Genomic DNA, 25,433 nt, shown 5'->3' with positions numbered 1-25,433 from the left:
GTCGTGCGGTAGCGGATCGGGGAAGGCTTCGGCATGCCCTCGACCTAACCCTCAGGACGCGCTCAGTGAATCCCCATCACTGAGATGTGCAACAAGGTCACCGGACGGGCACCGGAGCGCACTAGATCGGACGGGGACCGGACTATCAGGTAGTAAACGCCGGTCTTGGTATGCTTGGTCGGGCTGGGCATTCGGAGGGCCATGTATGCCACCTCTGTATACCACCGAGGGGGCTTCAAGCCTCTGAACTAGCACAAGTTCTTCATGTCACTCAAGAAAAACTGGTGCTGTGAGAGAGGATTGAACTCTCGACCTCACCCTTACCAAGGGAATGTTTGTCAGGTGTATGTCTGGTAAAAACGCAATGTGGCCTGCATTTGCTGGGGTCAGTATAGGTATTTGTCAGGTCATGTCAGGCATGTATGACGCCCAATTCGGGCGCTGCGCCCATCTCTGCGCGCAATTTTTCACCCCCTTCCAGAGATATGATTGACTGCGGCCCGCAGGTCGTCGGGTTGGCTTTTGGCATATACACGCTCCACCATTATAAGCGAGTTGCCGAGGACTTTCGCGATCAACCAAAGCGGCACGCCGCGCCGGGCCATCTTCGTCGCCGCCGTGTGGCGGAACACGTTCGGGCTGACGCCCGGAACCTTCGCCAGCTTCGCGATCCGCTGGATCTGTTGATAGACGTCGCCGCCCCTCCCGAGGACGTGGGTGCCGCGCCGGGCCGCATAGGCGGCCTCCAGATGCGGCAGCAGCGTCGGCGAGATCGGGACGCTGGCGCGCCGCTTCTTCGTCGTCTCCCGGGACGGGTTCGCGAGATGGATGACCATCGTGTCGAAGTCGACCCGGTCCCAGGTCAGTTCCAGCAGCGCGGCCTTGCGACCGGCCGTCTCCAGCGCGAGGCGCATGAACAGGGTGATCCGCTCGTCGTCCGAGGCGGCATAGAGGCGCTGCACTTCCATGTCGGTCAGCCAGCGATCCCGCGGCGGCCCTTCCTTGGGCATGGTGAATGGCGGGACCGGCTCGATCAGCGGCTTGCCGCGGCGCGGGTCGGACGCCCAGTTCAGGATGGCGCGCAGCTGGACGAGATCTCGGCGGATCGTGCCAGGCTTCACCTTGGCCGATCGCTTGGCGACATAGGCCGGGACCGCGCCGGGCACGTCACGGGGCGCGAGGTGGGCGAAATGCGGCGCCAGGTTCTTCCACGAGAAGACGGCCGTTGCAGGGCTCGCCAGCGTGGTGACATGGCCTTTCTCGTAGGCTGTCCAGAGATCGGCCACGCTATATTCCACGGGCGCCGCGCCCTTGTTCTGCCCATCGACGATCAACCACTGCGCGAAGCGCGCCTTGGCTTCCGCTTTTTCGCGAGTGCCCAGGCTCTCGCGCTTGCTGCGTCGGCCATCGGTCCAGTGGACGTACCAGACCCCGTTGGCGGCTTGTTTGATGCTTGGGATCGACATTTCAGACACTCCAGATATTCGTTCAGATCATCTTCGGCCACCAGGACTGGGCGGCCGGGGATATAGGTCAGGGCCCCCGACAGCCGCAGTCTCTTGATCTTCGAGGTCGAGCAGCGCAGGCGCTGCGCGACTTCAGCTTCCGTCAGAAGATGCTGCATTGTCTTCACGCAGGATCGACATGATCTTCATCGCGTTCTCCGTCTCGACGAGGCGGTTCAGCCGCAGCCACGCCACGTTCGGGTTCAAGGCGCTGACCTTCAACTCCATCGCCGGCGGATCGCGGTCGATCGACTGTTCGACCAGGTTCGGCAGCAGCTGTTCGACCGTCATGCCGAAGGCGTCAGCCAGCTTCTGCGCGTTGCGCGGGTCCGGCAGGCTGCGACCGTTGACATAGGTCGACACGGCGTCGCGGGTCAGTTGCGCCTGGCGGGCCAGTTCACTCTGGTGCCAGCCGCGTTCCGTCATCAGGCGATAGACCCGGCGCCCAAACTCCTGCTTCGTCAGGTGCTTAGGCCGTTCCCCCTCCGGGGTGGGGGCGTCGTTCCCCATGTAAGTCCTTACATTCTTAGCCATCTGTGGTGCCCGTCGTGTTTGTTGTATGTCAGGATGTATATCATACAATTTCCGCTTGACCAGCCCTTATTTTTGTAGGATGTATGTCAGGCAGGTCGGCAAGACATACAGGCCGCCTTACAGAAACTGTCCAAATGTGCATGTTTGTTGCTGCGGACACGTCCGCCCATGATGGGCGACAATCGAAAATGGGGGATGACCATGACGCCGAGCAGATCGTTCAAAGAACTGGAGGCGCTGAACTATTGGCGCGCCAGCCGACAGGCCCGCGAAGGTGAATACCGCGCGCAGGGTTACAACGACCTCTATGGCATCGCGACGAACACCGACTGGCCGCTGCTGGCGAAGATGTCGGCCAACGCGCTGCTGTCGCCTGACGTGGCGGCGATGGCATGAACCAGGGTATCGGGGGCCATCAGTCTGCAGCCATGAAGAACGATGAATGGTTGACGCCTCCCGCTTTGGTCGAGGCCCTTGGCCCTTTCGATCTTGACCCTTGCAGCCCCAGTAACCGCCGCCCTTGGGATACGGCCTCTGTCCATTACGGGCGGCCCTCCATCGGCCCTGTGGCTGACGGTCTGGCCCTTCCTTGGTTCGGACGTGTTTGGTTGAACCCTCCCTACGGCCGAGAAGCTGCGAATTGGCTGGACCGGCTGGCCGATCACGGCAACGGAATGGCCTTGATCTTTGCCCGGACGGAAACAGACATGTTCTTCGAGCATGTATGGAAGAAGGCCGACGCGCTCGCTTTCTTGCGCGGGCGCCTCCACTTTCACTACGTCGACGGCAAGCGGGCCGCGGCTAATTCGGGCGCCCCGTCAGTAATCGCTGCTTACGGTGTCGGAAATGTCGAACGACTGCAGGATATTCCGGGAGACAAGCAGATCGTTGTCCTAGACCGGGGAATATTCGGATGATCGAGATCGCGGTTCTGGGCAAGCCGGTCCCGAAGGGCAGGCCGCGCTTCAACCGCGAGACGGGCAGGGCTTACACGCCCGCCAAGACGGCCTCCTTCGAGGCCCAACTGAAATACGCAGCGATGCAGGCCATGACGGGCCGCACGCCACTGGAAGGGCCCTTGGCCCTGGATATGTTCGTCGTGGTGCCGATCGCCCCCTCGTGGCCGAAGAAGCGCCAGGATGCCGCCCGCGAGATGCGGGAACTGCCGACAAGCAAGCCGGACTGGGATAACTACGGCAAGACGGTCGACGCGCTGAACCTGGTGGTCTGGGGCGATGACGGGCAAGTCGTGGATGGCCGTGTCCGCAAGAGATATGGCGACAAGCCGGGCACCTGGATCGTCGTCCGCCCCTTCACCCCCGACCAATGGCCCGATGCGTGGCCCCATGAACGAGAGGATGTTTTCGGATGACCGAGGACGGCAGCACTAACCCCAAGGCGGCAGTAGGACGCGCCAAACCGCCACTGCACGCCATCCCGCCATCGGCAATTCTATGGCTCGGGCTCGCGATGGAAGACGGCGAGAAGAAATATGGCCTAATGAACTGGCGGTCCCGCCCGGTCGACGCCGCCACCTACTACGACGCCGCCTTTCGCCACCTTTTGGCATGGTGGGATGGCGAGCGTGAGGCGTCCGACAGCAAGATCCATCATCTCGGGCACGTCATGGCCTGCTGCGCGATCCTGATCGACGCAGAAGCGCAGGGCACGCTGGTCGACAATAAGCCGGGCGTCGCTGGCGTGGCGTCGCGCATGATCGAAGAAATGTCGGTCGCTCGGAAGAAAGCGGATTGACTTCGTGTCGCCAATGTCTGAAATGGTGACATACAACAGCTTACATGATGCACCGGATGAACAGGTTTAGAAGATGATGATCGCCAAGGACCACCAGCTGACAGGAGCCGCCTTCCTCGCCGAGAGAAGAACTGCCCTGCTGGCAGACCTTCCCCGCGTGGGGAAGACTGGCACGGCCATCATGGCGGCCGACATGGTCGGCGCCCGCCGCATCCTGGTCGTCACCACCGCATCGGGCCGCCCGGTCTGGAGACGCGGTTTTGCGGACTGGTCGATGATCGGCCACAAGACCCAAATACTGGCAGGCGGCGACCGCCTCCAGGACGACGCGGAAGTCGTCATCGTCGGCTGGCCCCAGATGGCCGATCCCGCGCGCATAATGGCGCTGTGGAAGCGCCAATGGGACGTCCTGATCCTGGACGAGGCCCACTATGCCAAGTCCTTTGATGCCAAGCGCACGATCGCGGCCTTCGATATGGCCGGCGGCCTGGCGCACCGCGCGGCCCGCGTCTGGTGCCTGACCGGCACCCCCATGCCCAACTCGCCCTTCGACCTGTTCCCGATGCTGAAGGCGCTGGCACCCGAACGTCTGGAGGCCGACGGCGATCGCCCGGACGTCAGCGACATCGACGTGTTCAAGCGCCGCTACTGCAAGATCAAGCCCAAGAAGATCGGATTTCATCGCTGGGTCGACGTCATCATCGGCGGGCAGAACCTGGAGGAACTGGCTGCGCGACTGGACGGCTTCTACATGCGCCGCACGCAGCAGGACGTCGGCATCACGGCCCCCATCTACGAGATCATGCCGCTCATGGCGTCCCCGGTCGCCGTTAAGCGCGCCCAGGCCGCCGAGCGCACCAATGTCGACGCGAAGGTTCTGGCGAAGATCGCAGCGGGCGATCTGGACGGGCTGCGCGACGACCATCTGGGCCCGGTCCGCCGCATCTGGGGCGAACTGAAGGTCGCGCCGCTGGTCGAAGCCTTGAAAGAGGAATTTGACAGCGGGCTGGACAAGATCGTCCTGGCGGGCTGGCACACTGACGTCATCGCGGAACTGGCCGAGCAGCTGGCAAAGTTCGGCGTCGTGACGCTGACCGGCGCGACCAGCGCCAAAGAGCGCGAGGCCAACGTCGCGGCGTTCCAGACCGATCCGGCCATCCGGGTGTTCATTGGCAACATCCAGGCCGCGGGCGAGGCAATCGACCTGTCCGCCGCGGCGGAACTGATTTTCGCGGAAAGCAGCTTTCAGCCTGCACAAATGGCCCAGATGGCCTTCCGCGTGACGAACTTCGGCCAAGCCCGTACCCCGAGGGTCCGCGTTGCGACGCTAGAAGGAAGTGTGGACGACGCAATTCAATCCGTCCTGCTTCGCAAATGGCAAGCCATCAATTCTGTGATGCGCTGACCGACCATCAACAAGGAGACTAAAACCATGACCATGAAAATCGAAGTCTACATCCCCGAAGACGACATCCGCGCCGGTGCCGCCAGCAACTATCTGGCCCGCGCGATGGAAGCCATCGGCTACAGCCGCGGCGTCTCGTTGGCGATGCCCGAGCCGCGCCGTCTCGATGCGGAAGACAAGCCGCGCGACCGGGCCAAAGCAGACGACGTCCCCGATGCCGTGTCGGACGTGTCTGAAAAGGCGACTGACGAACCGGTGGACGAGGTCCATATCGTCCGCGAGCGCGGCAAGCCCGCCCCCGGCAAGGCCCGCAGAACCAAGGCCGAGATCGAGGAAGACGAGGCCGCCGATTTCGCAGATCAGCAGGTCGGAGGCCGCGAAATCGCCAATGCGGACATCGAACCCAAGCCCGCTATCTCGACCGGCGCGGAACGTGTCAGCCCCGAGGACGACGCGCAAGACGCTGCCGACGAGGCCGCGGACCCGGCCAACGCCACGGCCGCCGAGCCGACCCGCGACGACGTGCGCGCCGCCATGATGGCCTACGGCCAGAAGATGGGCATGGACCGGCTGACCACGGACCTGCTGGCGATCCTAAATAGCAACTTCCCCGCCGGCAACGTTACGAAGCTGTCCGAGATCCCCGAGGACGCGGCCGCGTTCAGGCTGGTCATCGACGCGCTGACCGCGAAGATGGAGGGCTGACCGATGTCCCTTCGCAAGTTCGAAGTGTGCCTTGACGTCGACATGGAAGACGTCGTGTTCGAGGCGGAGAGCTTCTACTTCAACACGGATACTGGTGCGCTTACCTTCACGAGCGGGAGGACTATGGTCGCGGTCGTCACACCGGGTTTCCGCTACATGCGCGAGGTCACTGGCGATGCAAGCGCACGCTGACCGCGACCATGCGTCCTGGTCGGCCAGCGCCTCGGCCCGCAACTTCGCCTGCAAGGGCGCGCTGGCGATGACGATCAATCTGCCGGACAGCACCAGCGAGGCCGCAGACTGGGGAACTTGCTGCCACCAGATCGGGGACGTCTGTCTACGAGACGGGACCGACGCGGAACGCTTCATCGGCACAACCTTGAAGGGCAAGAAGTATTCCTTCGAGGTCGACGAGGAAATGGCCGAGACGGCGCAGACCTACATCGACTATGTGCGCAAGCGCATGGCCGACTATCTGGCCGACACGGGCGAACACGCTGTCCTGATGGTAGAGCAACGGTTCGACCTGTCGTCTCTTGGTACGCCCTTCGACGCGGGCGGCACGGGCGACGCGGTGATCTGGTTCCCGAAATGGGAACTGATCGAGGTCGTCGACCTGAAGGGCGGCAGGGGCGTGGTCGTCGAAGTGGTGAAGATCACGACGGACGCAGACGGTAAAGAGAAGCGCGATCGAAACCCGCAGCTTTGCACGTATGGGCTTGGCGCTATGGTGGAAAACAAGGGCCTGACGGCGTCTGCAGTCAAGGTCACGATCGTCCAGCCCCGCGCGCCACACCCCGACGGCCGTATCCGGTCCGAGACGATCGACGTCATGGACCTGGTCGACTGGACTTGGGACATGCTGACCGCGATGCGGCTGTCCAAGGAAGCAATGGACGCTCGCGCCGATCTGGCGCCGGCGGCATGGGCTGCGGCCTACCTGAACCCGGGGCCGCATTGCGGCAGCACCTTCTGCAAGGCCGCGGCGACATGCCCGGCGCTGGAGCAGGCGGCGCTGGATGCGGTCGGCGTCTGGTTCACCCCGGCAGGGGATGCGCAGCTGGCGAATGTGCCCGAACAGACCGACCCCGACGAGCGCGCGAAGCGCCTCGACATGCTCGACATGATCGAGAACTGGGTGAAGCAGGTTCGGGCCCATGAACACCATCTGGCCGAGGGCGGTTCCCCCGCCACCGGCTACGGCCTGGTTCGCAAGACGGGCCGGGAGAAGTGGAAGGACGGCGTCGAAGATCAGGTCACGCTCGCTTGCGAGATGGCCGACATCAAGACCGACCTGTTCCTGACACCGGGCAAGCTGCGGACGCCCAAGCAGGTCCGCAAGGCGCTGAAGGACCAGGCCGCGCTGGTGGCCGAACTGTCTGAAACGCCGACTGGCGGCACCAACCTGGTGCGCCTCGACAACACGATGCGGCAGGAGATTGCCGCGCCGATCACCTCTTTTTTCACAGCACAGAACAAGGACTGAAAACACATGGCACGCTCGCAAGACATCATGACCGGACTGGTCCGCGCATCCTTCGTCCAGAACCTGTTCGAGGCCCGCGCGGCCGAGGAAGGCCAAACGCCGAAATACGGCTGCACGCTGCTGATCCCGAAGACCGACACGACCACCCTGACGGCGCTGCAGAACGCCATCATTGATGCCTGCGTCTCCGCCAGCTGGGGCGACGAGGCGAAGATCCGCACCATGATCGATAACGGTGCGATCAAGCTGCCGGTGCTGAACGGCGACGGCCCCCAGGGCGTCAGCAAGAAGACCGGCGACCGCCACCCCGGCTTCGAGGGCCATTTCTTCATCCGCGCATCTTCTGGCGAGAACTACCCGCCGCAGGTCGTGGACGAACTCGTCCAGAAGATCGCGTCGAACGACCCGTCGAGACTGAAGTCCGGCGACTACGGCTATGCCGTCGTCAACGCCTTCACCTGGGATCACCCGAAGACCGGCAAGGGCGTGACGTTCAACATCGGCGCGTTCCAGAAGATCAAGTCGGGTGACAGCCTGGGCGGTGGCGGCGGCGTCTACACCGACAAGTTCTTCAAGGCCGAAACCGTGGCCGCCGAGAAGGCCCCTGACGAGACGAAGGGCGGCGCGGGCGCCGGCGGCCTTTTCGGCTGACCTGACTGTCTGATACGACGACAGACAAGGCCGGATCGTCGGCCTTGTCCAACCCCCATCAATCAGGAGTAAGGCTATGGCTTATTTTAGCGTCGACATCGGTGCCGACGATGTGCTGGAGAAGTTGCAGGATGACGGCCATTTCGCCGAGGAGTTCTGGCGGGGACTGGCCGGCGGTTTGGACGCCGGCTCGCTGCTGGACGACGCGGTCGATATCCTCGACGGCCTCGGCGACGACCACAAGCTCCACTTTGTAGCCAGCTTGCGCAAGCTGGCTGACGCTGTGGAGGGCCGGTCATGAGTGGCCCGGGGCACAACAGCGGCGACCAGGCCTACACGGTCGCGGCGGATGAACTGCGCGCCTTCGTGGAACGCATCGAGCGGCTGCACGACGAGAAGGCCGTCGCCGCCGAAGGCATCAAGGAGGTCCGCGCCGAGGCAAAGGGCCGGGGCTACGACCCCAAGACGATCGACCGGATCGTGGCGCTGCGGCGCCGCGACAAGGACGCGATCGCGGAAGAAAACGCGATCCTGCGCCTCTATGGCGAGGCGCTTGGCATGGAGATTTTCGGATGAAGAAGCATCTGATCGACTTGGCGGAACAAGAAGCGTTGCGTTTCCTGTCCCGCATCGCGGCGCTGCGTCACGAACAAGATCCCCGCCAGCCTCACGTCGATATGGACCCATTCTATGACGGCGGGGAACACACCGCGAGCGTCAAGCGCGCCAGCATGGAGTTGACGCGCGCACTCTCCAAAATGAGGGCGAACCAATGAAAGACCTGTTCGACGTCCGCGTCATCGCGATGACCAAGCCGGTCGTGCTGGACATCCCGACGACCGAAGATTTGATCGTCTACCAGTCCCGCGTCAGCAACATCCGAAACCAGGAGAAGCAGCTGGCCGGCGAGAAGGTCATCTCGTCCGAGAAGTTCATCGCCAGCTGCAAGGCGCGCGGGGAATGGTCGGTCATGCAGATGGCCAACATCAATCTGGAGATCGTCGGCCCCCGCGACATCACCCGCCAGTTCACCCGCCACGAAAGCATGCTGGTGGTCGAACATGACGAGTGCCTGTCATTCTACCCTGACGGCATCGACAAGCACGCGGGCGGCGTTCAAGAATTTTCGCAAAGATATAGCGCGGTGCCGGGTTTCGTGGAGCGGGAAGGCCGTCTGGCCGACCCCGACAACCGCCAGTCCTCGATCGACGATGATGCGACCGGTCGCAATGCCGAGTTCAGCAACACCGATGTCCTGTCGCACATCGCGGCGGAATACCAGTGCCGCCTGGACAACGGCGAGGCCAAGGAGACGGCCCGTGTCATCCTGCCGGAGGGCCTGACCGTCAGCCGCCTCTATGTGAACGCCACCGTCCGGTCCTGGGTGCATTTCCTGGACGTGCGCGAGCGCCATGAGACGCAGAAGGAGCATCGCCAGCTGGCGGCGCAGATCCGCGAAGCCCTGCACGGCGTCATGCCGCTGCTGTTCTAGGGGGCCATCATGGCGACCCTGGAGCAACTGATCGACGAGGCCGCCAAGAGCGGCGGCCTCACCGCCCTGACGGTCTGGCCGTGCGCCGGGGGCTTCCAATGCAATGTGCGCCGCGCGAACGGCAAGACGGAGGGCTGGCGGTGCATCACCGCGGCCATCCCGTCGCGCGGCATCAAGGACGCGCTGACCGGTCCCGTTCGGGTGCTGGAACCTGCCGCCGACGCGGCCAAGGACGAGGACATTTTCGGATGAACTGGAATGAGTATCTGATGGGATTTGCGCGACACGCTGCGCTTAAATCCAAGGACAGCACGCAGGTCGGCGCAGCTTTGGTCGGCCTGGACGGCGAAGTGCGGCTCTGCGCCTACAACGGCCCCCCGCGGGGCGTCCGGGACATGCCCGCGCGCCGGGAACGGCCCGAGAAGTACAAATTTTCAGCCCACGCCGAAATTAATTTGGTCTCCTTCGCAGCGCGCGAGGGCATCCGCACAAAAGGTTGCAGCGTCTACGTCACCCACATGTGCTGCTCGGGATGCTCAAAAGCCCTGATCCAGGCCGGCATCCGGCGGGTCTATGTCGGCCCGGGCCAGACGTCGATGCCGGACGACGAGTTCGCGGCGGCGGCCACCATGTTCGCGGAAGCGGGCGTCGAGGTCATTGGAATGGAGATGGGCGATGCTTGAAACCTGCATCTGCGATTTTGAGACATATAGCCCGGTCAACCTGCCAAAGCAGGGGAGCCATGTTTATTTCGAAAGCCCCAAAGCCAAGGTGCTGATCGGATCCTACGCCATCGGAGATGGCCCTATTCAGCGGTGGCAACTGGGCGAGCCGTGCCCGGCCGACCTAAAGAGCCACATCGAGGCCGGTGGGAAGATCAAAGCGTTCAACGCGGGGTTTGAGACGCGCTGTTTCGAGTGGCTGGCCGCAAATGCGGGCTGGCCCATGCCCGCCTATGAGCAATTCTCCTGCACGATGGCGACAGGCCTGGCGATGGCCTTGCCCCAGAGCCTCGACAAGCTGGGCGAGGCGCTGGACCTGCCGATCAAAAAGGACAAGGAGGGCGCCCGCCTGATGCGGATGTTCTCGATCCCCGACAGCAAGGGTCAGGTCAAGGATCCCGCCGCCCACCCTGCGGACTTCGAGGCCTACAAGCGGTATTGCGATCTGGACGTCGCAGCCGAGCGCGAAGCCGACAAGCTGCTGGTCCCGCTATCCGACGACGAGCAAGACGTCTGGCATCTGTCCGAGCGCATCAATCGCCGCGGGCTGCGGATCGACGCGAAGTCCGCCAGGGCTGCCGTGAAGCTGGCTGAGCGCGCCAAAGCGAAGCTAGACGAGGAAATGGCAGCGGCCACCGGTGGTTCCGTCAGGAAGGTTTCCGAGATCGGGAAGCTGGTCGCGTGGTGCGCAGCACAGGGCGTTGACCTGCCGGGCGGGGCCAAAGGGGACCTGGCCGACGCGCTGCAGCTGACCGATCTGCCGCCGGCCGTTCGCACAGCGCTGGAACTGCGGCTGGAGGGCGGGAAGACGTCGGTCACGAAGATCGAGGCCTTCCTGAACAGGGCCAGCCCTGACGGGCGTGTCCGGGGGTGCTACACCTACCACGGGGCCAGCACGGGGCGGTGGACATCGACAGGCGTCAATGTGTCGAACCTGCCGCGGACCCGCGGCATCTACGACGACGCCCACCTGAACACGGCCACCCTGTTCGGCGCGATCCGCACGGAAGACCCTGACGTGCTGATGACGCTCTACGGCGACGATCTCGGCCGTCCGATGCACCTTCTGTCCGATGCGATCCGGGGCTTCATCCTGGCTGCGCCGGGGCACGAGTTTCTGCAGGCCGACTATTCCGGTATCGAGGGGGCCGTCGCAGCGTGGCTGGCCGACGAGGAATGGAAGCTGGAGGCGATGCACGGCATCATCTCCGACCCCAAGATCCCCGACATGTACCGCCAGACGGCGGCGCGGATCCTGGGCCTGCCGCTGGAGACGGTCACGAAGAAGCACTGGTCCCGACAGGCGATCGGAAAGCCGGCCGAGTTGGCCTTGGGTTTCGGAGGGAGTGTGTCCGCGTTCGGCACGATGGCCCGTCTTTACCGGGTCGATCTGGACGCCATGCACGCCCCGATCTGGGAGAAGACCGACCTGGAGATGCGCGAGAAGGCGGCCCGACGCTTTGCATTCAGCTTCGCACGGGGGCAGGGCGGGGCGCGTGATATGTCGCAGAACGCATGGATGGCCTGTTATGTCATCGTGCAGGGCTGGCGCGCCCAGAACGCGGCCATCGCAAAGGCTTGGCAGGATACGGAAGGCGCAGCGCGCGCCGCGATCGAGAGCCCGGGCACCGTCCACGACGCCGCGCGATGCCGCCTAATTTCCCGCCTTGGCTATCTGTGGATGCAGCTGCCCAGCAAGCGCGTCCTGTGCTTCCCGTCGCCGCAGCTGTCCGCCCAGGTCTGGGTCAAGGTGAAGACCGAGGGCGGTGATTACGCGGACGCCGAGGTCATGGATCGGGACGCCGCCGAGAAGCTGGCCGCGAAGGGCTTGGCGCAGGTACAGGGCGACACGTCGCCGGGCATCTCGTATCTGGGCATGGACCGGACGACCAACCGCTTCGTGCGCAAGCGGACCTACGGGGGCGATCTGTTCCAGTCGGCCGTCCAGGCGACGGCGCGCGACCTGCTGGTCAACGGGATGCGGAAGGCCGAAGGCGCGGGCTATCCCGTTGTCCTTCATACCTACGACGAGATGCTGTGCGAGGTGCCGCGGGGCTTCGGCGATCTGGCCGCGTTCGAGCGGCTGATCTGCGAACTGCCGGACTGGGCCGACGGCCTCCCGCTGACTGCAGACGGATGGGCCGGAAAAAGGTATCGCAAAAGTTAGGCGGTGTGCTTCCATTGGACACCGTTCACGACGTTGCTAACGGTGCTATGCGAAACGCCCAAAACCTCTGCCATTGCCCTGCGTGTCATGCGCGGGGCGTTTTCACGGATCCACCGGACGTCTTTCTCTGATAGCTTTGAGAAGTAATGAACTTCCCCTTTGGCCTGGTTCATGGTGCCGTGTAAGTGCCGATCCATAGCATTTGAGGATCGGCTTCCATAGCGCAGGTTCAGAACCCTGTTATCTGACCTAACCCCGTTGTCGTGGCAAACCTCTGTCCCTTTAGGCTTGGGCCCCAAGAACGCTTCAGCGACGATAGAATGAACCGTGGCAGATTTTCGTTCACCTCCGGGTCGCGTGAAAGACACCATCGCGTATCCATTTTTACCGACCGTGAGTTTTAATTGCTTACCTTTATGCAAGCGGTTCTCAATATTTCCGAACCTATTAACGACGGGCGCGCGACGATCTAATGATCGAACATCTCCCTCCGTACTAACTTGATATTCACCTTCCCATCCGGGAACGTCCCGCCATTCAAAATCAATCATTGCTAGTCTCCTTGGTTAGGGAGAGTATAACAAAGACTAAAGTTTATGCAAGGGTTGAATGGGCCGCCCCGAGAGGCGGCCCTTTTCGCTGGTCAGTTGCTGATCTTCAGCCAAAGCGTGCTGGAGCCGTTCCGCCCATACCCCAGACACCGCCATTGGCCTGCGATGTCCGATCCCGGCTGGATGCCGTTGTCGCTGGAAGGGCGCAGCGTCGACCCGCTGACCGTCTCGCCATAAAGCCGGTCTGGCCCGGTATAGGTCGCGAACATCAGCGATCCGATCTGGTTCACTCCGATATGGTTCGCCAGCATGTCGCGGAAAGCGGCCTGCGGCAATTCGTGGCTGTGGCTGTTAGCCGTGGTGCTGCTGGTGCTGGTGCGGGTGATCGGCGACGGCGTGCCCAGACTGATCGTTGGATTGCCCGCCTGGCCGCCGAGATTTTCTCCGGTCAGTCCGTTGCCAACGCCGAACGACCGAAGGACCGCATTATCTCCGACCAGTTTGACGATGAAACCGGTTCCTGCGCCGGTCAGATCCCGGATGGCCGCGGCCATGCCCGCCAAGGAAAGCGAGCGGTTGGCCGTCATATTGCCGCCGCCGGACAGGCCGCTATTGGCCGCCGTGCTGATGCTCCGGGTGGCGGGCGGAGCGCCGATGGCTGTGCGGACGTTGGCCTGCTGGGCGGTGTCCAGGGTTTGCACGATGTCGGTCCGCAGCAGGCCTTTCTGCTTGTCGCGGGCGGATAGGGGGTTCAGGGCCATGTCAGGCGTCCTCCTCGATCAGAACCCGCCATCCTGGCGGGCAGTTGCGGTCAGCCGTCAGCGCGGCGCGCGGGTCCATGGTGCGCCAGACCCGCGCGACAGTGCCGTCAGGGCGGATCAGGCGGGCGGTCATACCCACGCTTGCCACGCTCCACCGGTCTTGCGGCGATTATAGACGGTGCTGGAGACGTTAGGGTGGCGTCCGATCTGCCAAGCAGTGTTTGCGTCCACGCTCAGGGTTTCGATGATAGCCCCCGATGTCGCCCCCCATGCCCCCGGCGCGTTGACGACGCCTGCGCCGAGAGTGTGAATTTGACGCGGAGTCCGCCAGTCCGTGTTGATGTTGTTCAAGTCGCCCGTGAACCCTCGAAAGGTTTCAAACTGCGATGGACTGGTGGTGTTGATGAACGGTGGGTTTGCCGCACTCTCCAGCGTCTGCGGTGCAACAATCGCCCGCCCGCCGGTTACAGAAATGGCGGTATTCGTGCTGCCAATGTCGTGAAGATTGTCGCCAACCCGAATACCGTCTCCAGCGGTCACAACAACCGAGCGCACAACCGAGACAGATCCGAGGCGGCGGAATATATTGCCGTCGATCACCACGTCATCGCAGCCGGTTCCGACGGTCACAAAATCAATCGGGCCAACGTTGTTGACCGTGTAGAAAATGTTGCCGCGCACGATAGCCTCGGCCATCCGCTCCAGAACGATGCCCTTATCCACCGTTGCGACATGGTTGTCCGTGAACACCAGCCCGCTTTCGTTCACGGCATTGACACAGCGATACCCACGCCCAACCGTCACGAACTCGTTATTGTGGATGTAGATGCCCTCTGCATCTTCGGTATAAACGGCATCCTGCATCGCGCTGACCATCGACGCACGCATGGTCAATTGCACCGGAGAACCCGCGCCACCGAACCAAACGCCCGCTTCGCTCTGCGGCATGGACCCATAAGCGCCCGTGTAAACGCCGTTGAGCCGAACGCTGTCCAGGTCCAAGCCCAACAGGCTGATCGCCTTGATGCCGCCCTTCCAGCCGTTCGTGGTGAATGTGCCGGTGCCGCGCGTCCGAACCCGCTGGATTTTCGCATGGCTTTCTGCGCGGGGCAGGATGATGCCACCGCTGATCAGGGATGAATAGTCCAGCGTGATCGGATAATCCTGCGAGACCTTCCCCGTCCGCATGGTCAGGTCGCGAATGGTGGTGACGGCTACAACCCCGCCCGCGTTGACGGCAATGCCCTCCGCCGGAGACGCTGACGCCCACACAAGATCGGTCGCGTCCATCCCCGCGCCGATGATGCTGACCGGCGTGTTGGCCGTCAGCTTGTCGTTGAACCAGAACCGCCCCGCCGGAAGGTCCAGCCGCCACCGCTTCGCGGCGCAGGCCGACAAAGCCTCCTGCACCGCCGCCGTGATATCGCCTGCATCCGCACTGGTCGCTTCACGGTTACGCACCGCGCTATCCAGCCCACCCGCCGTCATCAGGTCCAGCGCAGACACGCTGTCACGGGCGCGCTGAACCATCGGTCGGAACACGCCAGCCGCAGCGGTCGGAGGGTTGAACTGGCCGTTAGCGACGGCCTCCGCTGCCGCCGCTTCGGCCCGACCTGCGTCGTTGCGGACGCGGTTCTCGTAGTCCTGCAGCAGCACCTGGGCTTCGGTATTGGTGAAGCGCGGCATCGAGAAGACGTGATAGAGTTCGCCCGCGTCGGGTGTGAAGCTGAACACGACGTCGCCCGCATCGACCGTGTAATCGACGCCGTAGGTCAGCACCGCGAAGGGTGCAGCCCCGAACAGGATGTGATTGCTGGGCGTCAGGTTCAGGGGCTGGCCTGCAGAGTTGTTGCTGTAGCGCGTCGCCGTGGTCGTCAGGATGCTCTGCCTGACGAAGGCCGCGGCATCGGTGATCGAGCCTTTCAGGATGCCGAACCACGTCACCTCGCCACCGTCGACCGCGCCCGGGATGGTAATGTCCGGGCTGGCCGGCGTGAAGTCGATACCGGGCCGCAGCACCTGACCGTTCAGTGCGACCGTCACACTGACGAAATCACCGATGTTAAAGGTTGTCGAGCCGCCGGACACGACCAGCGATCCCTGCAGCACCCCGCCGATGCTGACCTGCGCGATGGGCGTCCAGCCGCTGCCGGTCCAGACGAAGGACTGGCTGACGACGGTGTTGTAATAGGTCGCGCCGATCGTCAGCGGACCGCCGTTCGTGCCGGTCGACGGATCTTCGGGAAAGGCGCCCAGGAACAGGGCGATGGCCGTTTGGACGTAGGGTGCGACGCCCGCCGCGGCGCGGACGTCCCCGATGTTGTCGGCCACGAAGACGACCTTGCCGATCTCGTCTGCGACCGTGACGATGTCCCCCAGGTTCGCATCGACCTTGAAGCCGGAATTGACCAGATCGGTCAGCGTCTTGGACCGGTCCGCGATGTTGTCCAGTTCAATGTCCAGCCGGTCGCCGGGCAGCGGCTTGTCAGGCACGTCGGCCTGGTAATTCGTGAAGCTGTAGGACCGCACATAAGGGGTCGTATCGGCCATTTCGCGCCTCAATCACCTGAAATCGTTGCCCGCATCATAACGGACCTGTCTGGCGATGTCTTGCAGAATGTCAGGCTGTGCGAATTGTGCCTGACAAATAGCTTGCGTGTCGGTCAAGTCTGACATACAACCTTACAAGGACGACACGAAAGGAGGCCCCGAACATGAGAGCGAAACAGGTCCAGAAGGCCAACAGCAAGGTCAGCACGACCATGCGGCTGCCGCGCGATCTGGTGAAGAAGCTGGACCGGATCGCGAGCAAGAAAGGCATGTCGCGGTCGAACTATTTCGTCGCGCTGCTGGAGCGCGATCTGACGCGCCAGACCGGCACGCCTGCCGCGTCTGAAACGACGACCGACACCAACAACATCTTCGGCTGACGCCGACCACCAACGGAGAACCACCATGACACGCGACAACCGCCGTTCCGGCGACCCCGACTACGACGATCTGAAGGGCTTCTGGGACGAACGCCCCGCGCGCCCGCAGCGGACCTCCCGTGCCCGGCTGATCGACGGCCTGTGCCTGCTCGTTCTGGCTGCTGCGGTCGGTGCGCTGCTGTGGCTGATGGCCAGCAGCGCCTTCGCCGCTCCCACCAGACCGGAAGCCTGTTCCAATTACGTCGGTGCAGAGGCGATGGCCTGTGCTGTCGAGGTGATGAAATGAAGAACCCGGTTCCTTACGCCCGCCGCCCCGCCCCTGCCGTGCTGCACATCGGCTACAGCGCGATCCAGAGCGGCCCCGCAACAGACGGACGCCCTGACCTGATCGCAGCGTATCAATCCACCGGGCGCTTTGTCGCCGTTACCGAGAGTGAGGCACGGAAATGACCGAACGACTGACCGACGAGGCGCTGGACGAAACCCTGCTGAATGAACAGGGCTGGGCTTTTGTTGAGTGGATGAACGCGACCGGATCAACCATGTCCGGCCACGCCTTCAACAATATCAAGCCGAAGTTGCGCGAGATCATCATAGCCCACCGCCGCGCCACCCCTGCCGACGATCTGCGGGCGGCTGTTCGCACCGCGCTTGAAGGCGAACTATCATATGGCGCGTATGACTGCACTCGCGTTTGGGAGGCGTGGAGCGTCGGGACAATGACGCAGGATGATTTCGTGCCGGTATCGGAACGGCTTGACGAGATCACGGACGCCGTTGTCGCCGTGATCTCGCAGCCCGCCCCGGCCCCGCAGCCTGCCAACGATCTGCGGGCGAAAGCACAGCGTTACGCGGAATTGCTGCGTCAAGCCGAGATTGAGCTGGAGGCAATCCATCCCGGCAGCGGGTTCGCCGCAACCATCCGCGCCGCCCTCTCGCAGAACGGGGGTGCGGCATGACTCCGACGCGCGAGGATGTGGCAGCACGCATCGACAAGCTGCGCCTCAAGGCTTTCCGCACAAACGACGCGGCTGATCGGCAGGCTTATTTTGACGCGGCAAGCAAGTGGTTCCAAGACCGGCACTATCGGGACATGGAGGATGCCGATGCTGCCCGAGCCCTGCGTGAGCGGCTGGAAGCGGCGGAGGCGGCCCACAACACCGTATGCGGGGCGTCGGCAACGGCGATGGTTCAGCTCACCGAAGCCAGCGCCCGTGAAGCAGCGGCGTGGGAGGCGGGGCGGGATGCTGCGGCTGATGAAGCGTATTATGCGTGCGGATGCAAAGACAGCATCGAGACACTCACCCCACCCACCGAAGCCACCGCAGCCCTGACCGCCGTGAAGGATGCGGAGTGGAACGCGGCGATTGAGGCGGCGGCGAAATTGGCTGACGTGAAGCCAATTAAGGGCGGGAAGCCAACATCGGGGCCGCATCATCAGGGCTTGCGAGATGGCCGGAAAGAAGCTGCCAAACTTATTCGAACCCTTGTGAGGTAGAGCAAAATGACAAGCGAATATTTTTCTAAAATTGCAGCACTGTTAGTGGACCGTGATTACATCGGCCAGTGTGACGGCTTGGATGCACTGCTGGAAACGTGTCGTGAAGCGTCCTGCGCTATAAAATACATGAACGAAGCATTGGAACTGCACGTCGCTTATGAAGCCACCCCACCTGATCGCGGCGGCAAGAACGGCCCTAAGGGCAAGGCATGGGCGGCATTCATCAAGGCACGGGACCGCGCCCTTCGCCGCAACCCCAAGGAGGGCAAGAGCCATGAGTGAGCCACGCACAATCTGGCTCCAGTATTCGTTCGATATGCTGGACAAGCACGATGATCAGCCGTTCCCCGGCGGCACCCGCTACCACCACGACGCCGTGGTGCGGGAACTGGTGGAGGCGGGAACGGCTATGGTCGAACAGGCCATTTTTCATGACCGGGAATACCTAAGTGCGGACCTGATCGCCAAACTGGACGATTTGCGCGCCGCCCTCGCCAAGATCGCACAGGAGGGAAAGCCGTGACCGACCTGATGCTCACCCCCGGCCCCCGCACGGACGGCAACCCGAAAGACCCCTACGCAACCGACGAGTGGAACGCAGCCCTGGACAAGGCCGCGCAGATCGCCCGCGGCAACGGGGCCTATGCGACGGCGCACGCGATCCTGGCGCACAAGCGCAAGGTGGCGCCATGATCCCAAGACCGCCGCTGCGCATCCAGGGCCGGATGAAAAAAGGCACGGCCCCGGCCATCATAAACGAGCGTGACGACTGGATACTAACGCAGATGGAAGCTGGCGCCCGCGCCGCAGATGTAGCGGCCGCGCTTGGCATATCCGAGACGACGGTCAGCTACAATCGCTACAACCGGAAGCCCCGGGCCGAGCGAAAGCGCCCCGCCGTTGATCTGCCGATCGGTCGTAACTTCCCCTATCAGTTCCGCGCTGCGCTGTCCGATGACGTGAAGCAATGGCTGATAGATAACTGCCCAAAAGAGGTCCGCATGTCGCAGTTCGTCGCCTCGATCGTGGTCGACGCCTATGCCGAGGAAATGCAGGGCGATGATGTCTGAAATGACGACAGGCTTGTCGGCAGACACGCGCCCGGCGTAAGAACGGAAGAAGGCGAGGATCTCTCCCCGCCTTCACCATCACACAGATGACACCCCCACCAACAGGAGTGAGGCCACCATACGACAGCCCGCCAACTACATCAAGTGGCTGTCTGATGTCTGTCGTGCAGATGTTGCGTTCTGACGACACGGCCCGCTCCCGCACCGACAAGAGGCCCTGATGAAATTCGCCGATCTCTGGGCGCGCGGCTACACCAGCCTCGTGCCGATCATCCCGCCGACCGCCCCGATCTCGGCCAATTCCACCCTGTTCAAGCGCATCGGCACGCCCCAGGACGGCCGCGGCAAGACACCCGGCATCAAGGGCAGGGACGGCAACTGGTTTTCTTGGGACTGGGTTCCGCACGTCGCTGACGAAACCGATCTCGAGCGGTGGCAGCGCATGGGCGCCGGCATCGGCATCAAGACCGGGTCCGGTCTGATCGCGATCGACGCCGACGCGCCGACAGAGGAAAACGCGCGCATCATCAGGGACGCCATAGAACGCCACCTGGGCGGCGCATTGCCGATCCGGGTCGGACGCTACCCCAAGGCCCTCTACCTGTGCCGCGTGACCGATCCCTACAGCTACACGCGCATCGATTTCGGCCCCCGCGATGACAGGGGCCAGGCCGAGCGCGTCGAGGCGCTGTCCGATGGTCGGATGTTCGTGGCCCACGGCATTCACCCCGGCACGCGCCAGCCCTACACCTGGCCGAGAGATCTGGTCGACTATGATGACCTGCCGCTGTTCGAGCCGAACCAGATCGACGGCCTCTTGCAGGAACTGCTGACCCTGCTGCCGCAGGCCGGGCCCGATCCGAAGCTGATCCGGGAAGGCGCCACGACCGACATCAACCAGGCGGCCCTGCGCGGCGATGTCCAGACGGTGCGCCGCGCGGTTGCCGCCACGCCGAACACCTCGCATCATTTCCCGTCGCGCGAAAGTTATCGTGATTTCGGCTATGCGATCAAGGCGGCCTTGCCAGACCATGAGGACGAGGCGTTCGAGATTTACGCCAGTTGGTGCGACAGATGGGAGGACGATCACGGGCGCACGAACGACCCGGACGTCTATGCGGCCGACTGGAGACGCATGAAGGGCCCGTTCCGGGTTGGCGCGTCCTATCTCTACGAGAAGGCCGATGCCACGTCAGAGGGTGCCTTCAACCGCGCGGATGCCTGGTTCCAGCCTGTCGCCAGAGACGAGGCCACCGGGCAGCAGCACGGAACGACGATCTTCGACACCATCGCGGAGCAGGAGCGGGAAAACAATCCCGAGGCGCAGACCCCGCCGATCACGGCAGGACGCATGACCCTGGACGACCTGGACGACCTACCCCCGAGGGAATGGCTATACGGGCACAAGATCCTTCGGAAATACGTCACCTTCATCGCGGCGCCGGGCGGTGTCGGCAAGACGGCCTTCACCTATGCGATGGCCTTGTCCTGCGCCGCGAACATCGCGTTGTTGCATGACAAGCCGCAGGGCGGGCGTCCGCTGCGGGTGTGGCTGTATAACCTGGAAGACGACATCATCGAACTGAAGCGGCGCCTGAAGGCCGCCTTGCAGCACTATGATCTGGGCCCGGCGGCATTGGAGAACCTGCGGCTGAACAGCGGACGGGACCGCGGCATGAAGATCGTCCGCACCGGCACAGGAACCGACGCGGGGTTCATCGTCCAGCCGGACTACCATCTGCTGATCGAGGAAATGAAGCGGGAGGCGATCGACGTGCTGATCGTCGACCCGTTCCTGCGGTCGCATGGCGTGTCTGAGAACGACAACGAGGCGCAGGACGAGGTGATGCGGCTGTTCGCGCAGATCGCGCAGGAAACGGACGCGGCCGTCGTTCTCGTCCACCACACCAAGAAGGGCGCCATCGCGGGCGATCTGGACAGCATGAGGGGCGGATCGACCCAGGGCGGCGGCGCACGTTCGGCCTACACTCTGGCCCCCATGTCTTCGGAGGAAGCGGTGCGTGTCGGGGTGCCTGACGAGGAACGGCGGATGTATGTGCGGATCGACGACGCCAAGTCGAACATGGCGCCGCCCTTGGCGAAGACGGAATGGCTGAAGCTAGAGGGCGTGGCGCTGGGCAACGGTGCAGGGGCCTATGCAGGCGGGGACAACGTGCAGGTCGCAACGCCGTGGCAGATGCCCGACGCATGGGATGGGGTGGGGGACCAAGAGGCGCCGTTACTCCGGTTGATCGGGGAGGGCATGGAGGACGGTGAACGCTATTCGGCGCGGACGCAGGACAAGGGCCGATGGGTCGGGGATCTGGTCGTCGCCACCCTGGGTAAGTCCCCGGAACAAGCGAAGGTCATCATCGCGGCCTGGTTGAAGGAAGGGCGTATCGAGACGCGCGAATATCAGTCGAAAACACAGCGCAAAACACGCAAAGGGTTGTATGTCAAAAGCGTCGCTGCGGAGGACGTTTTCGGGTAAGGCAAAAGTTGTTGCCATTTGCTTTTTGTATGTCACATCGGAGGTGCGCCAGTGGGGAAATCCAGTGGCGCACTTTTTAGTTTCACTGGCGCACGGCCATTTGCGCCACTGGTCATTTGGCCTTAAGGATAAATCCACTGGCGCACGCCCCATTTACCACTGCGCCAGTGGCGCGCCAGTGGCTGAAAATGGGGCTTTGCTCCACTGCCGCCTGTCGCGTTGCTGGCGTCGGCAGCACGTTGGGATTTAGCCTTAACGCCATGAGGTCAAACGCGCGGCGGATGGTCGGGGATTGTATGTCAGCGACCCTGACGCGGGAACGCCCAGGCAAAGAAACGATCCAGCCCCCGGACAAGGCCAGCGTTCAGGGCGCGGCAGGCGCGGAAGGGCAGGGCCCATATCGCGACGGGCACGGCGATCAGGGCAAAGACGATTGCAAGGGACAGCATGGCGGGATCTCCGGACACAGGATGGGGGCGCCACCACCCTGCAACCTGGCCGACGATCGGGCAAGCAAAAGCCCCGCGCGGCGAACCGGGCGGGGCGTTGTGTGGTGCAGCTGGCGCGCGTCAGCGATATTGTTTGGCCAGAAGATCCGCGGGCTCGTACCCAAATAGAAAACCAGACGCGGCAGGCGGCGCAAGCTCAACCCGCCAGTCGGGATCCTGCCCTAGCGGCGCAACGTTTGAGAAGTGGTAGCCGGGAGCCAAAGGCGGGTGCTTGCGCATTTCGGTGGATGTCATCGGATCAGTTCCTTTTGCGGGTCGGGATACATTTAAGGACGGGATAGGCCGCCAGACGTCCCAGGAGGCCGCACAGGGCGGCAAATAGGGCTGCGGCGGGGGCAAGGATAGCGGCAGCCAGAATGAGGGCCCACAGCACGCCTACAGCGCCTCTGGCGCATCGCGCTTTTCCGCGTCGCGGTCGCAGACCGCTTGCACGCCAGCGGCGGAGTGACAGACCTCGGAAAGATCATCTTTCAGCATCGTGACCCAATTCCCGGTCATCAGGACGATGAAACCGTGGGCGCGTCCGTAGTCATCGGCCCATTTCTGGAAGCTGTTCATGGTCATGGTCATGGTGTGAGCCTTTCGGGTTGGGGTGACGTTCCAGCACGGCCGCCCGGCGCGGGGCGGCCTAACAGGCGCGTCAGGCGGCCAAGAGATCCAGCTGGACTTCGTTGTGGCGGGTCATCTGGACATACTCGGACGCGGGGCGCAGCCAAGCGCGGCACCAGGCGAGGCAATAAAGCGCGTCAAACATCTGATCGGCGTTTAAGGCGCGGGCCGATGCGGGCAGGCCGGACGCGGCGGCCCAGTTCTGGAAAACCGGCAATTCGCCGAATTGAAACCGCAGTTCCAGCGCGTCGCGCAATTCGCGCTTTCCGGCGCCGGCGCCGCCGCCGATGCAACGGGCGTCAATCTGCTTCAGGGTGCGGGAGATGCAAGCGGGTCTACGTGCCATTGTGTGAGCCTTTCGGGTTGGGGTGACGTTCCAGCACGGCCGCCCGGCGCGGGGCGGCCTGACAAGCGCGTCAATTGTGGGTGGCGATGGCGTTTATCCCGTCCATGATGCGGCGATCTTCCCGCAGCACCTTGAAGATTTCAGCCTCGGGCAAGGTCCAGTCGACAGGCAGCGCCAGCGCGCGTTCCATGTTCTCCAAGGCCTGCTTTTTTGTCATCGCGCCGATGCGTTCCAACGCAAAGCCCGTGGAAACGTGGGTAATCGTCCATTTCCAGCGCGGGCCTTTTCCAACTGCCTTGTGAACAGCCAAACCCCGGTCAACCGTAGCGGTGACGTTTTCATAACCGTAAATTGGCTTTGCATCGGGGCCGATCTTGGCGCCGCGGGGGATGGCAAGAGTGATCGTTTGCATGGTGTGAGCCTTTCGGGTTGGGGTGACGTTCCAGCGATGCGCCCCGGTCAGGGGGCGCAGAACAAGATCGTCTGTCGTCATTTCAGACATTTTCGGCATAGGTAGTGAAGACAGCTTCACCCGCGGCGGCGGAAATGTTCACGAAAGCGAAACCATCTGTTCCGGGCATCCCGCCGCCCACAAACTTTCCGTGCCATCCGTACTTGGTCGCCAGAGCGCGGGCCGCCTCGGCATGGTTCTTTTCGCTGCTTAGGTTGCTTTGGTAAGGGACGGTAACCGATCCGGCCCATGCGGTCGCCTTGATGCGCGAGCCTCTGGTGTTGGACGGTCCGATGTACTTGGTGACGATTGCTTGGGTCATGGGGTCAGTTCCTTGTGCGTGCTGGTGGGTTCATTCGGGGTTTCGGATCGGCCGCCCGTTCTAGGCGGCCCGGTCATCTTCTCTTGTCTAGGCGGGGCATCGTGTCTGCGTTCCGTGTCAGGTTGTATGTCATAGTTGTATGTCAGACAAACACGACAGACAAGCACAAAAATGCACCGATATGCAGATATCTTTGCGAACGGTTCGCAACTGGCGTATGGTGTTAAATCGCAGCGTTTCCCGCCCGTATAGAAGCGGGGCGGCAGAAACGTTAAGCATTTGCGGCGGTTAGCGGAAGGGTTAGGCTCATGCCAAGGCGCGGCGGGCATCTCACGCCCCAGGAAAAAGTGTTTGTTAAGCATATGGCAGAAACGGGAAATGCGCCCTTTGCGGGATATAAGGCGGGGTATGCTGACCCCGATCGGCTGGCGTGCAAAGTGGCCGCCCGGCCCGCTGTGGCTGAAGCCGTGCGCGCGCAACAGGCGAAATATGTCGAAAACAAGCTGCTACCCAAGGCCGTGATGGCGCTGGAAAAGATCCTAGATGACGCGGTGTCCGAAAAACCCCAGATGACAGCCAAGACACACGTGGAAGGCATCAAGATAACCATGTCCTATTCGCTGGGGCGCAATGCAGAGGCGGCGGAGAAGGCACCAGAAGACATGACGCCGGCCGAACTGGCCGCCCGTATCGTTGAACTGCGGGCCCGCCAGCTGAAGGCGTTCGAAGACATGCCGGAGGCGGAAGTGATCGACAACGAACCCGCCCAGGATGGGGGCGTTTTCGGATGACACCCTTACAAAGGGGGTGCAACGTGCTGATAAGGCGAGGGAAAGGCGGGTTTCTTGGGCGCATGTTGCGCGCACTGGCCCCAAATACGGGCCGATCGGTGCCCGCCTCGACCCCGGCCGACCCCTGGGGGGCACTCGCCCGCGCACCCGAAAGCCGGCGCAGGACACGCCGGGAAAAATCTCGGGTCTAAAAAATCGGGGTGTCGCCCGCATCGCCGGATCGGCCTAATCGGTCGAAAAATCCGACCCGCAGCATCGTCCTTGACGTCGGACATGTCTGTCAGGCATCCTGCAACCTTCTGGCACAGGCGCCGAGAAGCGCGATAGATCGAAAGGACCACCAAATGCACTCCGAAGACGAGATCGAGGCCGAAATCCAGGCCAAAGGAAAGACCGCCCCGCGTCTGACGCCCGCGGACATCGACGCGGCCATCAAGCATGAGCAATTCCACGTTTTCCCGGACACCACGCTGACCGTGTGCGCACTGACGCTGCGGAACGGCTTCATCGTCACCGGGGAAAGCGCCGCCGCGAGCCCCGAGAACTTTGACCGGGAGATCGGTCGCAAAATCGCTCGCGACAACGCCCGCAACAAGATCTGGGCGTTCGAGGGGTATCTGTTGCGCCAGAGGCTTCATTCCGCGGCGGCTTGTCGTCAGGCTTGACGACCGACGAAACC

At 63.0% G+C, this 25,433-nt stretch carries 39 protein-coding genes and 1 pseudogene; 27 read left to right on the top strand and 13 right to left on the bottom strand.

Annotated elements, in window-relative coordinates:
• Positions 1 to 467: 467 nt before the first annotated feature.
• The 3 genes and pseudogenes from ABS73_RS04020 to ABS73_RS04015 form a co-directional block, all read right to left on the bottom strand.
• Positions 468 to 1,466: a tyrosine-type recombinase/integrase gene (locus tag ABS73_RS04020; protein WP_277018956.1), complete on the bottom strand. Its 999-nt coding sequence runs from the start codon at positions 1,464 to 1,466 to the stop codon at positions 468 to 470.
• 68 nt (positions 1,467 to 1,534) lie between these two features.
• Positions 1,535 to 1,624 (bottom strand): annotated as a pseudogene (locus tag ABS73_RS16720) (hypothetical protein); the annotation flags it as partial.
• Positions 1,599 to 2,015 (bottom strand): helix-turn-helix domain-containing protein, encoded by a 417-nt coding sequence (locus ABS73_RS04015; RefSeq protein WP_277018961.1) that lies wholly within the window; start codon positions 2,013 to 2,015, stop codon positions 1,599 to 1,601. The pseudogene ABS73_RS16720 and the gene ABS73_RS04015, both read right to left, overlap by 26 nt.
• 225 nt (positions 2,016 to 2,240) lie before the next feature.
• Between ABS73_RS04015 and ABS73_RS04010 the strand changes: the two genes are divergently transcribed.
• From ABS73_RS04010 to ABS73_RS03935, 16 genes are all read left to right on the top strand, one after another.
• Complete coding sequence (locus ABS73_RS04010) at positions 2,241 to 2,435, top strand: hypothetical protein (RefSeq protein ID WP_277018964.1); 195 nt, start codon at positions 2,241 to 2,243, stop codon at positions 2,433 to 2,435.
• The gene (locus ABS73_RS04005) at positions 2,432 to 2,956 is read left to right on the top strand and encodes a DNA N-6-adenine-methyltransferase (protein WP_286693406.1); all 525 of its coding nucleotides are present in this window, start codon (positions 2,432 to 2,434) and stop codon (positions 2,954 to 2,956) included. The genes ABS73_RS04010 and ABS73_RS04005 overlap by 4 nt, the downstream gene beginning before the upstream one ends.
• The gene (locus tag ABS73_RS04000) at positions 2,953 to 3,411 is read left to right on the top strand and encodes a RusA family crossover junction endodeoxyribonuclease (RefSeq protein ID WP_277018969.1); all 459 of its coding nucleotides are present in this window, start codon (positions 2,953 to 2,955) and stop codon (positions 3,409 to 3,411) included. The genes ABS73_RS04005 and ABS73_RS04000 overlap by 4 nt, the downstream gene beginning before the upstream one ends.
• Positions 3,408 to 3,794, top strand: coding sequence for a dATP/dGTP diphosphohydrolase domain-containing protein (locus ABS73_RS03995; RefSeq protein WP_277018971.1), 387 nt, complete (start codon positions 3,408 to 3,410; stop codon positions 3,792 to 3,794). The genes ABS73_RS04000 and ABS73_RS03995 overlap by 4 nt, the downstream gene beginning before the upstream one ends.
• 73 nt (positions 3,795 to 3,867) lie before the next feature.
• On the top strand, positions 3,868 to 5,199 hold the full coding sequence (locus tag ABS73_RS03990; protein ID WP_286693405.1) for an SNF2-related protein: 1,332 nt from the start codon (positions 3,868 to 3,870) through the stop codon (positions 5,197 to 5,199).
• A 27-nt stretch (positions 5,200 to 5,226) separates the two neighbouring features.
• Complete coding sequence (locus tag ABS73_RS03985; RefSeq protein WP_277018976.1) at positions 5,227 to 5,904, top strand: hypothetical protein; 678 nt, start codon at positions 5,227 to 5,229, stop codon at positions 5,902 to 5,904.
• 3 nt (positions 5,905 to 5,907) lie between these two features.
• Positions 5,908 to 6,096 (top strand): hypothetical protein, encoded by a 189-nt coding sequence (locus ABS73_RS03980; RefSeq protein ID WP_277018978.1) that lies wholly within the window; start codon positions 5,908 to 5,910, stop codon positions 6,094 to 6,096.
• Positions 6,080 to 7,390 carry a DUF2800 domain-containing protein gene (locus tag ABS73_RS03975; protein WP_277018980.1) on the top strand — a complete coding sequence of 437 codons (1,311 nt, stop codon included), beginning with the start codon at positions 6,080 to 6,082 and terminating at the stop codon, positions 7,388 to 7,390. Before ABS73_RS03980 ends, ABS73_RS03975 begins: the two co-directional genes overlap by 17 nt.
• A 6-nt stretch (positions 7,391 to 7,396) precedes the next feature.
• Complete coding sequence (locus ABS73_RS03970) at positions 7,397 to 8,041, top strand: ssDNA-binding protein (RefSeq protein WP_286693404.1); 645 nt, start codon at positions 7,397 to 7,399, stop codon at positions 8,039 to 8,041.
• Positions 8,042 to 8,117: 76 nt separating this feature from the next.
• The gene (locus ABS73_RS03965) at positions 8,118 to 8,342 is read left to right on the top strand and encodes a hypothetical protein (RefSeq protein ID WP_277018984.1); all 225 of its coding nucleotides are present in this window, start codon (positions 8,118 to 8,120) and stop codon (positions 8,340 to 8,342) included.
• A complete protein-coding gene (locus tag ABS73_RS03960) occupies positions 8,339 to 8,617 on the top strand; it encodes a DUF2312 domain-containing protein (protein ID WP_277018985.1) in 279 nt (92 codons plus the stop codon). The genes ABS73_RS03965 and ABS73_RS03960 overlap by 4 nt, the downstream gene beginning before the upstream one ends.
• Positions 8,614 to 8,817, top strand: coding sequence for a hypothetical protein (locus ABS73_RS03955; RefSeq protein WP_277018988.1), 204 nt, complete (start codon positions 8,614 to 8,616; stop codon positions 8,815 to 8,817). The genes ABS73_RS03960 and ABS73_RS03955 overlap by 4 nt, the downstream gene beginning before the upstream one ends.
• Positions 8,814 to 9,533, top strand: a complete 720-nt coding sequence (locus ABS73_RS03950; RefSeq protein WP_277018989.1) for an FAD-dependent thymidylate synthase — start codon at positions 8,814 to 8,816, stop codon at positions 9,531 to 9,533. The genes ABS73_RS03955 and ABS73_RS03950 overlap by 4 nt, the downstream gene beginning before the upstream one ends.
• Before the next feature lie 9 nt (positions 9,534 to 9,542).
• Positions 9,543 to 9,785: a hypothetical protein gene (locus tag ABS73_RS03945; protein WP_277018992.1), complete on the top strand. Its 243-nt coding sequence runs from the start codon at positions 9,543 to 9,545 to the stop codon at positions 9,783 to 9,785.
• A complete protein-coding gene (locus ABS73_RS03940; RefSeq protein ID WP_277018995.1) occupies positions 9,782 to 10,216 on the top strand; it encodes a deoxycytidylate deaminase in 435 nt (144 codons plus the stop codon). Before ABS73_RS03945 ends, ABS73_RS03940 begins: the two co-directional genes overlap by 4 nt.
• A complete protein-coding gene (locus ABS73_RS03935; protein ID WP_277018998.1) occupies positions 10,209 to 12,422 on the top strand; it encodes a DNA polymerase in 2,214 nt (737 codons plus the stop codon). The genes ABS73_RS03940 and ABS73_RS03935 overlap by 8 nt, the downstream gene beginning before the upstream one ends.
• Here the strand turns inward: ABS73_RS03935 and ABS73_RS03930 are convergent.
• From ABS73_RS03930 to ABS73_RS03915, 4 genes are all read right to left on the bottom strand, one after another.
• Entirely contained in the window at positions 12,419 to 12,973 is a 555-nt protein-coding gene (locus tag ABS73_RS03930) for an NUMOD4 domain-containing protein (RefSeq protein WP_277019001.1), read from the bottom strand. The genes ABS73_RS03935 and ABS73_RS03930 overlap by 4 nt on opposite strands.
• 92 nt (positions 12,974 to 13,065) lie before the next feature.
• The gene (locus tag ABS73_RS03925; protein ID WP_277019004.1) at positions 13,066 to 13,734 is read right to left on the bottom strand and encodes a hypothetical protein; all 669 of its coding nucleotides are present in this window, start codon (positions 13,732 to 13,734) and stop codon (positions 13,066 to 13,068) included.
• A 1-nt stretch (position 13,735) separates the two neighbouring features.
• Positions 13,736 to 13,867: a hypothetical protein gene (locus ABS73_RS03920; RefSeq protein WP_277019006.1), complete on the bottom strand. Its 132-nt coding sequence runs from the start codon at positions 13,865 to 13,867 to the stop codon at positions 13,736 to 13,738.
• Positions 13,864 to 16,284: a hypothetical protein gene (locus ABS73_RS03915; RefSeq protein ID WP_277019009.1), complete on the bottom strand. Its 2,421-nt coding sequence runs from the start codon at positions 16,282 to 16,284 to the stop codon at positions 13,864 to 13,866. Before ABS73_RS03915 ends, ABS73_RS03920 begins: the two co-directional genes overlap by 4 nt.
• Before the next feature lie 164 nt (positions 16,285 to 16,448).
• Between ABS73_RS03915 and ABS73_RS03910 the strand changes: the two genes are divergently transcribed.
• From ABS73_RS03910 to ABS73_RS03870, 9 genes are all read left to right on the top strand, one after another.
• Entirely contained in the window at positions 16,449 to 16,664 is a 216-nt protein-coding gene (locus ABS73_RS03910; protein ID WP_277019012.1) for a ribbon-helix-helix domain-containing protein, read from the top strand.
• 25 nt (positions 16,665 to 16,689) lie between these two features.
• Positions 16,690 to 16,950 carry a hypothetical protein gene (locus tag ABS73_RS03905; protein ID WP_277019015.1) on the top strand — a complete coding sequence of 87 codons (261 nt, stop codon included), beginning with the start codon at positions 16,690 to 16,692 and terminating at the stop codon, positions 16,948 to 16,950.
• Positions 16,951 to 17,110: 160 nt separating this feature from the next.
• Positions 17,111 to 17,623: a hypothetical protein gene (locus ABS73_RS03900; RefSeq protein ID WP_277019018.1), complete on the top strand. Its 513-nt coding sequence runs from the start codon at positions 17,111 to 17,113 to the stop codon at positions 17,621 to 17,623.
• A complete protein-coding gene (locus tag ABS73_RS03895) occupies positions 17,620 to 18,162 on the top strand; it encodes a hypothetical protein (RefSeq protein ID WP_277019020.1) in 543 nt (180 codons plus the stop codon). Before ABS73_RS03900 ends, ABS73_RS03895 begins: the two co-directional genes overlap by 4 nt.
• Positions 18,163 to 18,168: 6 nt before the next feature.
• Positions 18,169 to 18,447, top strand: coding sequence for a hypothetical protein (locus ABS73_RS03890; protein ID WP_277019023.1), 279 nt, complete (start codon positions 18,169 to 18,171; stop codon positions 18,445 to 18,447).
• Positions 18,440 to 18,688, top strand: coding sequence for a hypothetical protein (locus ABS73_RS03885; protein ID WP_277019025.1), 249 nt, complete (start codon positions 18,440 to 18,442; stop codon positions 18,686 to 18,688). The genes ABS73_RS03890 and ABS73_RS03885 overlap by 8 nt, the downstream gene beginning before the upstream one ends.
• Complete coding sequence (locus ABS73_RS03880; protein WP_277019026.1) at positions 18,685 to 18,858, top strand: hypothetical protein; 174 nt, start codon at positions 18,685 to 18,687, stop codon at positions 18,856 to 18,858. Before ABS73_RS03885 ends, ABS73_RS03880 begins: the two co-directional genes overlap by 4 nt.
• Positions 18,855 to 19,235, top strand: a complete 381-nt coding sequence (locus ABS73_RS03875) for a hypothetical protein (RefSeq protein ID WP_277019028.1) — start codon at positions 18,855 to 18,857, stop codon at positions 19,233 to 19,235. The genes ABS73_RS03880 and ABS73_RS03875 overlap by 4 nt, the downstream gene beginning before the upstream one ends.
• Before the next feature lie 220 nt (positions 19,236 to 19,455).
• Positions 19,456 to 21,726 (top strand): AAA family ATPase, encoded by a 2,271-nt coding sequence (locus ABS73_RS03870; protein ID WP_277019030.1) that lies wholly within the window; start codon positions 19,456 to 19,458, stop codon positions 21,724 to 21,726.
• 299 nt (positions 21,727 to 22,025) lie between these two features.
• Here ABS73_RS03870 and ABS73_RS03865 read toward each other — a convergent pair whose 3' ends face one another.
• The 6 genes from ABS73_RS03865 to ABS73_RS03840 all read right to left on the bottom strand — a co-directional run bounded on the left by ABS73_RS03865 (position 22,026) and on the right by ABS73_RS03840 (position 23,963).
• A complete protein-coding gene (locus ABS73_RS03865) occupies positions 22,026 to 22,175 on the bottom strand; it encodes a hypothetical protein (protein WP_277019032.1) in 150 nt (49 codons plus the stop codon).
• A 120-nt stretch (positions 22,176 to 22,295) separates the two neighbouring features.
• A complete protein-coding gene (locus ABS73_RS03860) occupies positions 22,296 to 22,469 on the bottom strand; it encodes a hypothetical protein (protein ID WP_277019035.1) in 174 nt (57 codons plus the stop codon).
• Between the two features lie 141 nt (positions 22,470 to 22,610).
• Complete coding sequence (locus tag ABS73_RS03855; RefSeq protein ID WP_277019038.1) at positions 22,611 to 22,805, bottom strand: hypothetical protein; 195 nt, start codon at positions 22,803 to 22,805, stop codon at positions 22,611 to 22,613.
• 70 nt (positions 22,806 to 22,875) lie between these two features.
• Entirely contained in the window at positions 22,876 to 23,190 is a 315-nt protein-coding gene (locus tag ABS73_RS03850; RefSeq protein ID WP_286693403.1) for a hypothetical protein, read from the bottom strand.
• Between the two features lie 70 nt (positions 23,191 to 23,260).
• The gene (locus tag ABS73_RS03845) at positions 23,261 to 23,683 is read right to left on the bottom strand and encodes a hypothetical protein (RefSeq protein WP_277019042.1); all 423 of its coding nucleotides are present in this window, start codon (positions 23,681 to 23,683) and stop codon (positions 23,261 to 23,263) included.
• Between the two features lies 1 nt (position 23,684).
• Positions 23,685 to 23,963 (bottom strand): hypothetical protein, encoded by a 279-nt coding sequence (locus tag ABS73_RS03840; protein ID WP_277019044.1) that lies wholly within the window; start codon positions 23,961 to 23,963, stop codon positions 23,685 to 23,687.
• Between the two features lie 308 nt (positions 23,964 to 24,271).
• Between ABS73_RS03840 and ABS73_RS03835 the strand changes: the two genes are divergently transcribed.
• Together ABS73_RS03835 and ABS73_RS03830 are read left to right on the top strand one after the other, a co-directional pair.
• Positions 24,272 to 24,754, top strand: a complete 483-nt coding sequence (locus tag ABS73_RS03835; RefSeq protein WP_277019047.1) for a hypothetical protein — start codon at positions 24,272 to 24,274, stop codon at positions 24,752 to 24,754.
• Between the two features lie 344 nt (positions 24,755 to 25,098).
• Positions 25,099 to 25,419: a Gp49 family protein gene (locus ABS73_RS03830; RefSeq protein ID WP_277019050.1), complete on the top strand. Its 321-nt coding sequence runs from the start codon at positions 25,099 to 25,101 to the stop codon at positions 25,417 to 25,419.
• Positions 25,420 to 25,433 lie beyond the last annotated feature (14 nt).

This window comes from Paracoccus sp. SCN 68-21 (assembly GCF_001724535.1).
GTDB classification, from domain to species: Bacteria; Pseudomonadota; Alphaproteobacteria; order Rhodobacterales; family Rhodobacteraceae; genus Paracoccus; species Paracoccus hibiscisoli.
The sequence above is the reverse complement of the archived record's forward strand: the minus strand, read 5'-3'. Positions and strand labels throughout refer to the sequence as shown.